At 55.5% G+C, this 12851-nt stretch carries 14 protein-coding genes; 6 read left to right on the top strand and 8 right to left on the bottom strand.

Features of this window, described 5'->3' with window-relative positions:
* From AC1DU9_RS23290 to AC1DU9_RS23260, 7 genes are all read right to left on the bottom strand, one after another.
* Positions 1-407: FAA hydrolase family protein (locus AC1DU9_RS23290; RefSeq protein ID WP_477810849.1), on the bottom strand; the 407-nt coding region annotated here is incomplete at its 3' end.
* Positions 408-419: 12 nt separating this feature from the next.
* A complete protein-coding gene (locus AC1DU9_RS23285) occupies positions 420-1724 on the bottom strand; it encodes an MFS transporter (RefSeq protein WP_223514698.1) in 1305 nt (434 codons plus the stop codon).
* 49 nt (positions 1725-1773) lie between these two features.
* On the bottom strand, positions 1774-2166 hold the full coding sequence (locus AC1DU9_RS23280) for a 5-carboxymethyl-2-hydroxymuconate Delta-isomerase (RefSeq protein WP_223457532.1): 393 nt from the start codon (positions 2164-2166) through the stop codon (positions 1774-1776).
* 61 nt (positions 2167-2227) lie between these two features.
* Entirely contained in the window at positions 2228-3085 is an 858-nt protein-coding gene (hpaD, locus tag AC1DU9_RS23275; RefSeq protein WP_223514701.1) for a 3,4-dihydroxyphenylacetate 2,3-dioxygenase, read from the bottom strand.
* Between the two features lie 107 nt (positions 3086-3192).
* Positions 3193-4653, bottom strand: a complete 1461-nt coding sequence (gene hpaE, locus AC1DU9_RS23270) for a 5-carboxymethyl-2-hydroxymuconate semialdehyde dehydrogenase (protein WP_223457533.1) — start codon at positions 4651-4653, stop codon at positions 3193-3195.
* 5 nt (positions 4654-4658) lie between these two features.
* Positions 4659-5429, bottom strand: coding sequence for a fumarylacetoacetate hydrolase family protein (locus AC1DU9_RS23265; RefSeq protein ID WP_223457534.1), 771 nt, complete (start codon positions 5427-5429; stop codon positions 4659-4661).
* The gene (locus AC1DU9_RS23260; protein WP_223514704.1) at positions 5426-6100 is read right to left on the bottom strand and encodes a fumarylacetoacetate hydrolase family protein; all 675 of its coding nucleotides are present in this window, start codon (positions 6098-6100) and stop codon (positions 5426-5428) included. The genes AC1DU9_RS23265 and AC1DU9_RS23260 overlap by 4 nt, the downstream gene beginning before the upstream one ends.
* A 180-nt stretch (positions 6101-6280) precedes the next feature.
* Between AC1DU9_RS23260 and hpaA the strand changes: the two genes are divergently transcribed.
* Together hpaA and hpaR are read left to right on the top strand one after the other, a co-directional pair.
* The gene (hpaA, locus tag AC1DU9_RS23255; protein WP_223514707.1) at positions 6281-7183 is read left to right on the top strand and encodes a 4-hydroxyphenylacetate catabolism regulatory protein HpaA; all 903 of its coding nucleotides are present in this window, start codon (positions 6281-6283) and stop codon (positions 7181-7183) included.
* Positions 7184-7310: 127 nt separating this feature from the next.
* On the top strand, positions 7311-7733 hold the full coding sequence (gene hpaR, locus AC1DU9_RS23250) for a homoprotocatechuate degradation operon regulator HpaR (RefSeq protein WP_223457538.1): 423 nt from the start codon (positions 7311-7313) through the stop codon (positions 7731-7733).
* A gap of 53 nt (positions 7734-7786) precedes the next feature.
* Here hpaR and AC1DU9_RS23245 read toward each other — a convergent pair whose 3' ends face one another.
* Entirely contained in the window at positions 7787-8350 is a 564-nt protein-coding gene (locus AC1DU9_RS23245; protein ID WP_223514710.1) for a MarR family winged helix-turn-helix transcriptional regulator, read from the bottom strand.
* A gap of 269 nt (positions 8351-8619) precedes the next feature.
* Between AC1DU9_RS23245 and AC1DU9_RS23240 the strand changes: the two genes are divergently transcribed.
* The 4 genes from AC1DU9_RS23240 to AC1DU9_RS23225 all read left to right on the top strand — a co-directional run bounded on the left by AC1DU9_RS23240 (position 8620) and on the right by AC1DU9_RS23225 (position 12850).
* The gene (locus tag AC1DU9_RS23240; RefSeq protein ID WP_223457542.1) at positions 8620-9867 is read left to right on the top strand and encodes a Rieske 2Fe-2S domain-containing protein; all 1248 of its coding nucleotides are present in this window, start codon (positions 8620-8622) and stop codon (positions 9865-9867) included.
* A 77-nt stretch (positions 9868-9944) separates the two neighbouring features.
* Positions 9945-10904 (top strand): PDR/VanB family oxidoreductase, encoded by a 960-nt coding sequence (locus AC1DU9_RS23235; protein ID WP_223514713.1) that lies wholly within the window; start codon positions 9945-9947, stop codon positions 10902-10904.
* A gap of 97 nt (positions 10905-11001) precedes the next feature.
* Positions 11002-11847, top strand: coding sequence for an ABC transporter substrate-binding protein (locus tag AC1DU9_RS23230; RefSeq protein ID WP_477810848.1), 846 nt, complete (start codon positions 11002-11004; stop codon positions 11845-11847).
* 13 nt (positions 11848-11860) lie between these two features.
* Entirely contained in the window at positions 11861-12850 is a 990-nt protein-coding gene (locus tag AC1DU9_RS23225; protein ID WP_223514718.1) for a fumarylacetoacetate hydrolase family protein, read from the top strand.
* Position 12851 lies beyond the last annotated feature (1 nt).

Below are 12851 nucleotides of genomic sequence, written 5' to 3'. Positions count from 1 at the left end.
GGGATCACCCATTCGGTAGCATCCAGTACATCGAAAATAGTGACGTTTGGGCCTTTGAGCGGCTTGCCAAGAATGAATGCCAGCTCCACTTCAACGCGCGGCACGATAAAACGGTTGAAGGGGATATCGGTACCTTCGTCGAACAGCATGTCGTCAAGCAACGCCCCGTAATCCGGTTCTGTAATGTTTGATGAAACCTGCATGGCCCGAGAGGTCAGGCCAATCTTGTGCCCCACCAGCTTGCGTCCGTTCTTTATTTTCTGCGCCACCCAGGCTCGCTGAATGGCATAGGCATCTTCGATGGTGATCTGTGGATGCGCGAGGGAGAACTGCCCGACTTGCTCACGAGAGCGTTCGGCGTTGTCCAGTTGAGCAGCGGCTTGCTGGATGAATTCTTGATCGAGCATGACGTGGATCTCTTAATGAGGATTGACGATGGCGGCAGGCGTGCGCAGCACCAGGAAGGCGCCTGCGACGATCAAGGTCGCGAGGACGTAGAGGGCAAGGCTGGCGCTGTGGGTGGTGTCACGCATCCAGCCAATCAGATTGGGTGTCAGAAACGAGGCAATACTTCCCAGAGAGCTGATCAAGGCGATGCCCGCCGCCTGGGTGCTGTTTGACAGGAATGCGGGAGGCAGCTGCCAAAACATCGGTAGTGCGGCGCTCGCGCCCATACCGGCAATCACCAATCCGCCGATTACCATGAAGGGATCGTCAGGCAAAAGTCCGGCTACGGCGATACCGAGGGCTGACATGAGCAATGGCACACTCAAGTGCCACCGGCGTTCGCGGCGCCGATCCGATGAGCGTCCGCAGGCGATCATGAAACCGCAGCCTGCCAGATAGGGCAGAGCACTGAGCAGGCCGACCTTGCCATCGCTGCCAATCCCGGAGCTGTGAATCAGTGTAGGCATCCAGAAAGCTAGTGTGTTGACCGCCAACATGACCGCGCAATAGATGCCCACCAGCAGCCAGACCTGAGGATCTCGCAGTATTCCGCCGAACGAGATGATGGATTTGCGTTGCTCTTCGCTAGCCAGTTGGTTGCGCAGTTGGTCTTTCTGCTGGTTGCTGAGCCAGCTGACTGACTCGAAGTTGTCGGGCAACACCTTGAGTACCAGCAAGCCGAGAAGCACGACTGGCGCGCCTTCAATCAGGAACATCCACTGCCACCCACGCAGGCCCCCAACATCATGAAAGCCTTGCAGGATACCGCCCGATAGAGGGCCACCGACGACCCCGGCCAGCGGCACGGCAATGGCAAACAACGCGGTTACTTGTGCGCGCCTGCTGGCCGGATACCAGCGGTTCAGGTACACCAAAATGCCTGGGAAAAATCCGGCCTCGGCGACGCCGAGCAAGAAGCGCAACGCGTAGAAACCCTCAGCGTTTTCGATCAACAGCATGCTGGTCGACAGGGTCCCCCAGACGACCATCAACAAAGCGATCCAGCGTCGTGGCCCGATGCGATCCAGAGCGATGTTGCTGGGGACACCGAACATCGCGTAGGCAACAAAGAACAGGCCCGCACCAAAGCCGTAGACGGTATCGCTGAACTGCAGGTCGGCGCCCATCTGCATCTTGGCGAAACCAATGTTGATCCGATCAAGATGAGCAAACAGGTAACACACCAGCAGCAGTGGCATCAGCCGCCAAGTCACTGTGCGGTGGGTGGACATTGAGGCATCGCTCAAAGGCTGTGTAGCGGAAGTGGCTATGCTCATGATTTTGTACTTTTTGTGAGAGTGGCCGTTGGGGGGGGGGGAGGGCTTGCTAATTCGCCTGCTGCTTGAGGAAGGCATGCACGTTGTTGAGCTTGAAGTTCAGCTCGGGGTGCAGCTCGATCATTTCAAACGACAGCGCCAGCAGACGTTCCGCCTGCAGCGGAGCAAAGTGCGCGGTAATGACTTCGAACAGCTTTTCAGCGACCTGTTGGCGCGTCGCCAGGTCGCGGCCATGGCCAACCTTCAGCGTCATGTGGACGAAGGCGTAATCGTGTTTACCGTCGGCCATGCGCCACGTATCCAGTCGAACGCCTCGGCTTCGGATACCCCCCAGCGGAAATACACCGCTGCCCCCCAGTGTCGCGTGGACTTTTTCAAAAAGGCCCGGCAAGTCGGCCTGTAGCTCGATGTTGTCGGTGTATTCAGCAATAAAATGCGGCATGTGCCCTCCTGGTAGGCAGTTGCGCTGAACGGCGGGCGCGCCCCTGCCGCTTGAGCGAAATTCAGAGCGGGAAAATGGCGTTGATCTGGCCGGTTCCGGAGCTGCCAAAGGGCTCTGTGAGGACTTCGACCGGCTTGTTGTAGTCCGGTCCGCCCAGCAGACCCAAGAGCATTGCGGTGTCGTGCATCTTGCCCTCGCCGAAGCAGTGTTCGGCGTAATCAGGAAGCATCGCGCAGAACTCTTTGAATCGACCTTCACGCCACAGCTTGACCACGTGCATGTCGACCTGTTTGTCGAATTCGCGCGTCCAGTTGTGGATGTTGGCTTCCGCTTCGCGATCGTCAGAGAAACGGTGTGACAGAGAACCGGAGGCCAGCACCAGGACTTTGCCGTCGCTCTTCTCGATTGCGCGGCGTACGGCGGCGCCGAAAGTGAAGCTGTCTTCCAGACGATGCCAGGCACACCAGGCCGCGATGGAAATCACCTTGAGCTTTTCGGCTGCAGGTACATCCATGTGCATGTAGCGCATGGGCACCAGGGTGCCGTATTCCAGTTCCAGGCTCGGGATGTTATGCGACAGCGTGCGCACCCCGGCCGCGTTGGCTTCCTCTGCGATCAGTTGTCCGAGTTCCGGGCAGCCTGGGTAGTGGTAAACCATGTCCTTGATGAAATGCGGTAGTTCATTGCTTGTGTAAACACCACTGAAATGCTCACCGTTGTTCACGTGGTAGCCGCTGTTCACCAGCCAGTGCACGTCGAACACGACGGCGGTGTCGGCACCTAACTCACGCGCGCGACGACCTATTTCCTTATGCCCTGCAATAGCTGCAGCACGGCAGCCGTGGTGTTTGCCCGGCAGTTCGGACAAGTACATCGACGGTACATGGCAAACTTTTGCTGCCAGGACGACTTCGCCCATGATGATTCTCCTGAAATTATTCTTGTCGATTCAATTCAGCGGCCAGTGAGAACCGCGATGAGCTGATGCGCGCCTCATCGCAGCCTTCAGCAGCGGCTATCGGCTGCTCACAATCCCCAGCGAGGGATGTGATGATTGCCCATGGAAATGCAGACGTTCTTGATTTCGGCGAAAACTTCAAAGCTGTATTGGCCACCTTCGCGCCCGGTACCGGAACCTTTCACGCCACCGAACGGCTGACGTAGATCACGCACGTTCTGGCTGTTGATGAATACCATGCCGGCTTCGATGCCGTAGGCCAGACGATGCGCCTTGCCGATGTCCTGGGTCCAGATGTAGGACGCCAGGCCGTATTCGGTGTCGTTAGCCAGTTGCAGGGCCTCGGCTTCATCCTTGAACGGAATCAGGCACACTACCGGACCGAAGATTTCTTCCTGGGCAATGCGCATTTTATTGTTCACGTCGGCGAACACCGTCGGCTGGATGAACTGACCTTTGCTCAAGTGGGCTGGCAGGTTGGCCGGACGTTCCAGGCCGCCAGCGAGGAGGGTGGCGCCTTCTTCGATGCCGATCTTGATGTAGCCGGTGACCTTGTCGTAGTGGGCCTGGGTGATCATCGAGCCGACCTGGGTTTTCGGGTCTTGCGGATCACCGACGATCAAGCGTTTGGCACGTGCCGCGAACTCRGCCACGAACTGCGGGTAAACACTTTCCTGAATGAAGATACGGCTACCGGCGGTGCAGCGCTCGCCATTGAGCGAGAAGATGGTGAACAACGCCGCGTCGAGGGCACGCTCCAGGTCGGCATCTTCAAAGATCAACACCGGGGACTTGCCGCCCAGTTCCATGGAATACTTTTTCAGGCCGGCGGTTTGCATGATTTTCTTGCCGGTGGCAGTGCCGCCGGTGAAGGAGATCGCTCGTACGTCCGGGTGCCTGACCAGCGCGTCACCGGCAGTCGCACCATAGCCCTGGATGACGTTGAGCACACCGTTCGGAATGCCGGCTTCGACGGCCAGGCGACCCAGTTCGTTGGCCGTCAGCGGCGACAGCTCGGACATTTTAAGCACGGCAGTGTTGCCCAGTGCCAGGCACGGTGCTGTCTTCCAAGTTGCCGTCATGAACGGCACGTTCCAGGGTGACACCAGGCCGCAAACGCCCACCGGCTGGTACAAGGTGTAGTTGAGCATCTGGTCGTCGACCGGGTAACTGTGGCCGTCCATGCGGGTGCAGACTTCGGCGAAAAAATCGAAGTTGTGCGAAGCGCGCGGAATCAACACGTTTTTGGTCTGATGGATCGGCAGGCCCGTGTCCAGGGTTTCCAGCTCGGCCAGGTGTGGAACATTTTGCTCAATTAGTTCGCCAAGTTTGCGCATGAGTCGTGCGCGCTCTTTGGCCGGTGTATTGGCCCATTTAGGAAAGGCTTCCTTGGCTGCCGCCACCGCCTGTGCAACTTCTTCGGCACCGCCGCTGGCCACTTCACCAATCGCTTCGCCGGTGGCTGGATTGTAGTTGGTGAAGGTATCTTTGCTTTCGACCTCACGGCCATTGATCCAATGTTTGATCATATTGCTCAAGCCTCTTTACGTGCGGAGAAAAAATCCGCTTCGCTGACAATTCGATTAACGAGGCGACCAACACCTTCGACCTCCACGATCACTTCATCGCCTGGAACTACGTCTGCAAGGCCTTCCGGCGTACCGGTGGCGATCATGTCGCCGGGCTGCAGGGTCATGAAACTGGACAGGTATTCGATCAGGTAAGGAATGTCGAAGATCATGTCTTTGGTCGAGCCTTCCTGGCGAAGCTCACCATTGATCCAGGTGCGCAGTTTCAGATTGCCCGGATCGGGGACATCTGCAACATCGACAATCCAGGGACCCACCGGGGTCGTGGCGTCACGGTTTTTTACCCGCAAATTAGGGCGGTAGTAGTTTTCCAGGTAATCGCGGATCGCGTAGTCGTTGCATACGGTGTAACCCGCCAGATAGCTCAGCGCATCTTCACGCTTGACGTTGCGCGCAGGCTTGCCGATGACCGCAACCAGTTCGCACTCATAGTGCATGTAGGCAACGTTGTCAGGTCTCCAGGTGATCTGATTGTGGCCGGTGTAGGTGCCCGTTGATTTAACGAACACCAAAGGTTCGGTTGGCGGCGCGAAGGCGAGTTCGGCAGCGTGATCGGCATAGTTCAGGCCGAGGGCAAACATGTTGCCATGGGCCGGCGGCAGCCACTCGACCTGGTCTTCACTGAGGGAGCGGCCATCGCTCAGATGCACGATGTTGTCTGCATCAACCGTGACGGAATGTATTTGGCTTTCGAATCGGATACGAGCGTGTTTCATACGGTGCCCTCCTGCTCGGCAACGATGACATTGGTCAGGCATCCCAGACCCTGGATTTCTACGTCTACGCGGTCACCTGGCAGGACATCGACACGACCCGAAGGTGTCCCGGTGATCAACACATCTCCGGCATACAAGGTCATGAACTCGCTGATTTCGGCGATCAGCTGAGGAATCTTGCGTACGAAGTTTGCGGTGGAGTCTTCCTGTCGAAGCTCGCCATTGACTCGTAGTTGCAGGGTCAAGTCATGCGGATTGGCAAGCTGTTCGCGCGGTACAAATTCAGGGCCGATGGCGCAGAAACCATCGCGACATTTTGCTTTCACGGCAGGGCGGTAATAGCTCTCTTCCGGAAGACTGAATTCGTTGACGATGGCATAGCCAGCAACGTGATTCATCGCCTCGTCAACACTGACTCGACTGGCATCCTTGCCGATCACCACCCCCAGAGCCGGGCCAGGTTGCAATGAAACTCCTGCACCGGGATGCACCACGGCGCCGCCATGTACGTTGCGCGTATTCGGCGTCTTGATGAACAGAACCGGTTTGACAGGCAGCTTTTGATACGGCGGCTGCTCGAATTCAGAAAGGCGCTTCAGCAGCAATCCCTGGTAGTTCAGCGCTACACCGAGCAGGGTGCCGGTCGCAATGTCATGCAAGGCATGGCTCATGCTTCTCTCCTGGCAGTGGCGGGACTGGAGGTGTCCGGCCTGATTATTGTTAACATGTTATCGTTATAGTTAATATGTTAATGATCGTCAAGCACCTTATCGTTCATGGCGATTTACTCGCAACGGGTGCACCATGGGGGGGCGGGGGATGTCGGGACTAAGAAAAATGAGAAGTGTGTGATGAGCGATCGGTATCCAATTCCTAACATCAACATCGGCCAGGTCTACGATCAGCGCTACAGCGATAGCGAGGTGCATTACGACAAGCTCGGCAACCTGGCGGGTTTCTTTGGGCGCAACATGCCAGTGCACCGCCATGATCGATTTTTCCAGGTGCATTACGTCAAGAGCGGAACGGTGAGGGTCTATCTTGATGATCAGCAGTACGTCGAGTCGGGTCCCATGTTTTTTCTCACCCCACCGACGATTCCCCATTCTTTCGTGACGGAGGCGGACAGCGACGGCCACGTGCTTACCGTTCGCCAGCAGTTGATCTGGCAATTGATCGAAAGCGATCCCGGGCTGGCACTGGGTCCGCAACTGCCCCCTGCTTGTGTGGCGCTTGATCACCTGAGGCCTGAGCTGCAAAGCGAAGCGCGGCGACTGACATTTCTATTCGAAGAACTGCGAGGGGAGATGAACAGTGGGGCCGCCGGTCACAGTGCAGCGGTGTTAAGCCTGACTCGACTGATCATGGTCAGCGTATTACGGCTGTGCGCAAACCCTCTCGAAGCGACGCCCACGCGACGTGAAGACTTGCAGATCTTTCATCGATTCAATGCGCTGATTGAAGAGCATTATCTGGAGCACTGGGCGCTTGGCCGTTATGCGCAGGCCATTGGTGTTACCGAAGCGCGGCTTAACGACGTCTGTCGACGTATTGCCGATTTGCCATCCAAGCGCTTGGTGTTCGAAAGAGTCATGCAGGAAGCCAAGCGTCTGCTGTTGTTCACGGGCAGTTCGGCAAATGAAATATGCTACCTGCTGGGCTTCAGGGACCCGGCGTATTTCAGTCGTTTTTTTCAGCGCAATGCTGCAATGACACCAGGAGAGTATCGCCAGCGACATTCGGGTTTTCGCTAACGACTTGTGTTTTTTTGCGGCTGAATCGTGTTTGTTTCTGGACACAGGTGTGCGGCCGATTTCCAGGCGGTTGCGCTGCTGAAGCACCAACCGTAAGCTGTTGGCTTGTTCACATAGCCCAATCAAAATGTCCAATCCCAGACCTTCCTTGACACTCACCTTGCTCCAGGCTCGCGAAGCGGTAATGACGTTTTTCCGTCCTGGCCTTAACGATCATGACTTGACCGAGCAGCAGTGGCGAGTCATTCGAATCTTGCGCCAACAGGGCGAACTTGAAAGCCACCAGTTGGCACATCAGGCCTGTATTCTCAAACCCAGCATGAGCGGTGTACTCAAGCGCCTGGAGCGCGACGGCCTGGTTATTCGCAGGAAATCGGCTGAAGATCAGCGACGCATTTTCCTCAATCTGACTGAGCAAGGACATGAATGCTTTTTGTCGATGAGCGAGGGGATGGAGCGCAATTACCTCGAGATCCAGCGGCAGTTTGGTGAGAAGAAACTGCAGAAATTGCTCGAGCTACTCGAGGATCTTAAAAAGATTAAGCCCTGAAAAGGGCTGGCTGCTTTTTCAAATCGGCGACATCCGCAGTCATGAAGTGCTCATCACAGACTGGGATCGTCAGAGCGTGCGAGCGGGTTTTCACTGAGGGGAGTAATCTCCATCCACCCGGCTTCCAGCGAGTGCAGTAGATGGCCAATCTGATCAAGCTCACCTTCTTCGCTATCGAGCGAAGCGAGGCATTTGGAGCTTGATTCCGCCAGGCGGGTGATGGCGACATCAACCAAGCGCATTCCTTCCTCACTCAATTGAATCAATTGACCTCGGCGATCACGTGGATCGGGAATCCGGTTGGCGACGCCGCGTTCTACCAATTTGTCCGCTCGATAGGTGGCAGCGCCTGACGTCACCTTCAGCAGACGAAAGACATCGGTAGGGCGCATGCAGTAAGGCGGGCCGCTTCGCCGTAAAGCGAACAGCAGCATGAGATCCTTCATTCCCAGTTCAAGGTCGTCCGCGATTACCTCAATGTGGTGATCGATCAACATGGCGAGGCTTCGGATTCGGAGAGTAATCGCCAATCCATGGTGATCCAGATCCGGACGTTCGTTACGCCACGCTTGCGCCACGGCCTCAGGGCTGGCGGCAGGAAACAATAAATCGTTCATGCAAAATCCATCAGGTGGCTTTGAGGTGATCATACCTCAGTGCGAACCAGGTGTGCCCTGCAGCTATGGCGCTGCTGAGGCGATGAACCCAAGTGCATTGAGGCCGACGGAGCGTTCATCGTAAAGCGTTAACATGGTAACGAATTTTCTTGACGATCGGTAAAGGTGAGCATAGCCTAAAACTATCTTAATAATTGAGATACTTCTTTATTAAGATAGTTTTGGCCGCCTGGCTGCGGCTCTTCTAAAAAACAAGAACGGGACTCGCTATGCTGACCGCTGAACAGAACCGCCTGCTGACGGACGTTTCCCCTGGCACACCTCTGCACAGGTATTGGAAACGGCAATGGATTCCTGCACTGCGCAGTGAGGCGCTTGAGCCGGGAGGCACGCCGCAACGTGTCGAATTGCTATGCGAAAAATATGTCGCCTTTCGCGCAGATGATGGCCATGTCGGATTCCTTCATGAGGCGTGCCCACACCGCGGCGTTTCGCTGGCGTTGGGTCGAAATGAAGGTAACCGTCTGACTTGCATCTTCCATGGTTGGAGTTTTGACACGCAGGGCAACTGCACCAAAATGCCAACCGAGAAAGACCAGACTTTTTGCAAAAAGGTAAAGGGTCAGGGGTTCGAGGTTCGCGAGGGTGGCGGTATTGTTTGGGTGTACTTGGGGGAGGGTGAAGCGCCGGCCTTCACCGACTATGCATTCACCTATTTTGATCGTAAGCACGCCAGACCGCGGGCTTCCTATAACGAAGCGAACTGGTTGCAAAACGTCGAAACGTTGATGGACTCGGCCCATATCGGACTGCTGCACCATGACACCACGGCGAACCCGGAGCTTCCCCAAGCTGGGCTTCAGCTCGTCACTGGCAACGACACCCCCAAGTACACGCTGGAAAGCAAGCCGTATGGCTTGCGGTCGTATTCGTTGCGCACCACTGGTCAGGAGCAGGACTACCTTCGGGTTACCGAGTTCGTAGCACCGGCGACCGCGTTCATTGGTACCACCGAACAAGAAGCGGGTTTTCTGATCATCGTGGTGCCAGTCAACAATACGCGCAGTCTTCAGTGGTACGTCTATTGGGATTCGCGCCAACCTATCGATGAAAATCTCCCGGATTTCGCGCTACTCGGTACCGATGAATCCGACGACAACTTCGCAGCGTCCCGCCAAGGTCTTTCCAACTATGGGCAAGATCGCGAAGCAATGCGTGCCGGTCGGAGCTGGACAGGTGTTCCGGGCGTTATTTTTGAGGATTATGCCGTTGCGGAGAGCATTCCCATCGTCGATCGGACACGGGAGTTTCTGGGTAGCGGGGATCTCGCAATTGTCCGTTTACGGCGTGAATTGATGGAGCGGATCCGCCAATCGGAAGCCAATGAAGACAGCATCCAGGCGCAAGCGAGCGATTACCGTTCATTGAGGGCGTTGGCTGACATGATTCCTGTTGGGACCGTCATTCAGGACTACACGGAGCAGGTGCGTCAAGAACGCAGAATGACTTATCTCTGAGCCCGTTAGGCCGTCAGATTGATGAGCTGGCGGCCGAACGCTCCAATAACAATCCATGGTTCGGGCTAGGTTGCGAAATGCCAAACACATTCCAGGTGTACATCAAATCAGTCACCCATGAGGCAGATGGGGTACTGGCGTATGAGCTAAAAGGGCTGGAGGGCGTGACGCTTCCTGCATTTACTCCGGGGGCCCACATTGACGTCATTGCGGAGGCTATTCCTCTGCGCAGTTACTCCTTGCTAAACGAACCGTCCGAGAGAAATCGTTACGTCATAGCGGTAGCCAAAGACCCTAAAAGTCGTGGTGGATCGATCATGATTCACGAACGCTTGCGTCCCGGGGACAGGTTGCAGGTCAGTGAGCCCAGAAATCTGTTCCCCCTCTCTGAAGGCGAGCACCGTTCTGTGCTGATCGCGGGTGGGATAGGGGTTACGCCGCTTTGGTGTATGGCGCAGCATTTGAATAGCAAAAACATGGACTGGGAGCTGCATTACTTCGCTCGCAGTGTTAACCACGCCGCGTTGATCGACGCGATGCAAGGTCACATCACCCAGGACAAGGTCCAGTTGCTGTTGGGGTACGACGTCGAGGCTACCGTCGCTCACATCCAGGAGGTTTTCCGTGGTGATGATGGAACCCGGCATTACTATTGTTGCGGGCCTGCGGGGATGATTCAGGCCTATTCTCAGCAAGCAAAGGCGCTTTCCATCGCTGATAGCAGAGTTCACTTCGAGAGCTTTATACCGCTGCAGGAAGCCGCGACATCGGGTGGGTATGAGATCGTACTGGCGAAGACCGGGAAGACCCTCAAGATGGAGCAGGGCAAAAGCATACTCGATGCGCTGATTGAAAACGGTGTAGAGGTGATGCATTCCTGTCGCGAAGGCATCTGTGGTGCTTGTGAGGTGCGGGTGCTGGAGGGCACGCCAGACCATCGCGATTCAATTCTCAGCGAGGCAGAAAAGCAGGCGGGCAAGACTGTCTTTGTCTGCTGCTCAGGAAGCAAGACGCCTCGTATGGTGTTAGACCTGTAATACCCGCCCTCTGGCGGGTTTATCAAGCATAGGTAGGCTCGTTGACAAAACGATACGTATAGTTTTATATATAGAGTACTTTCAACGAGAACAAAAAATGTCCAACGACTCTCTGCGTGTGATGTGGTTTGTCCCTCCTGCCATTGCGGTAGCAGCCTCGTGGCAAATGCCGGCAGATTTGCGCCTCGAGTCTTCGATGACTCAATCGTCTGATGAGCAGTACTCGTCACTGTGTGCAGGAGAGGTCGACGCGGTCGTAACGTCGATCGACAACGTTCTGCACTGGAACCGCCGGCAAGGTCCACAAGACTTCGTGGTGATTGCTCAGATTGAAACCACCACGCCGTTACAACTGGTCGGCTCCTCGGCCATGTCAGCTCCTGCGGATTTGCGCGGTGCCAACATTCTGGTGGATGCCCCCGAGAACGGTTTTGTCATTGCCCTTCGAGCGCTACTCAAGGAAGCAGGACTCGGTGCTGACGACTATCGCCTGACACCCGTTGGCGGGGTGCGTGAGCGGTTTACGGCTCTTGTTGCGGGGGAGGGTGATGCGACCTTGCTCGGGCCGCCGTTCGACACCATGGCGGTTCAGCGGGGACTCAAGAAAATTGCAACAATTCAGGATGTATTTGCCAATTTTCCAGGTCAAGGATTGGTCGTGAGGAAATCGGTGAGTCATGCGAATGAAGCGCTGAAAGCGTGGGTACGCATCCTCAACGCAACGCTAACGACCCTACCTGGCGACACGGCAAAGCTGACAGAGGCTTTGGAGGTACTTGGCATGCCTGTCGAAGCAGTGACAGCACTGGTGAATACATTCCCTGGAACTCTGACGCCTTCTCGCGAGGGAATTGAACTTCTTATTGGACAGAGAGCGCTGCTTGGGTTACCCGGCGCGGATTTTACCTATGAGCAAATTGTCGACGGCTCATTCTTACAATAATTCGGAGGTGCACATGAAGAAGTTCTCGCTCGGTACATTTTCTTTAAAAACCAATCCGCAGCACCGCTTTGCTGGTCTGGTTGTCGACGGAAAAGTTGTTCCAGTCAGCAGTGTGGCTGAGGAGTTCGGGGTTGATATTCTCCGAGAAAAAAATGTGCTGTCGCTACTGGAAAACTGGGATGCCAGTTGCGCCGCGCTCGAATCGATTGTGAGTAAAGCCACTACTTCCTCTTGGTATAATGAAGATCAACTCACGTTTCGCCCTGCGATTGACCTGCCGCGGCAAGTGTTCTGCACAGGCGCAAACTATCGAAAGCATGTAGTGGATTTGACCGTTGATTCAAATGTCGGACCAGAAGGGCTGAGCAAGGAAGAACTGAGGAAGTGGGCCGAAGATATGATGGATCAGAGGGTGGCTAATGGAGAACCCTATGTATTCACCAAACCAGTCTCTGCAATTTCGGGTGCCTATGAGGACTTGGTACTTCCACCCACTACCAGCAAGCCGGACTGGGAGTTGGAATTGGCCGTAGTGATAGGCAAGGAGGGGTACAATATCCGGGCGGAAGAGGCCATGGATTATGTCGCCGGTTATACGATCATCAATGATATCTCGGCTCGTGACCTGATTCCACGCACTGACTACAAGATGCTCGGTACCGACTGGCTGAGATCGAAAGGGCAGCCAGGCTTTCTTCCGCTTGGTCCGTATCTGGTTCCCAAGCAGTTCGTTGAAGATCCACACAACCTCTCGATGCAACTGACAGTGTCCGGCAAAACAATGCAGGATGAGACGACCGCAGATATGCTTTTTGGAATTGAACAACAAATTGCATACATCTCGAAGTACGCAAAGCTATTGCCAGGTGATGTGATTTGTACCGGATCCCCTGCAGGCAATGGAACTCATTACAATCGTTTCTTGCGCGACGGCGATATTATGGTTGGCACCATTGCCGGACTGGGTGAGCAGCGGCAGAAGTGCATCAGTTATCCAGGTTGAG

It is taken from the genome of Pseudomonas sp. P4_C1, from assembly GCF_056402155.1.
The sequence above is the reverse complement of the archived record's forward strand: the minus strand, read 5'-3'. Positions and strand labels throughout refer to the sequence as shown.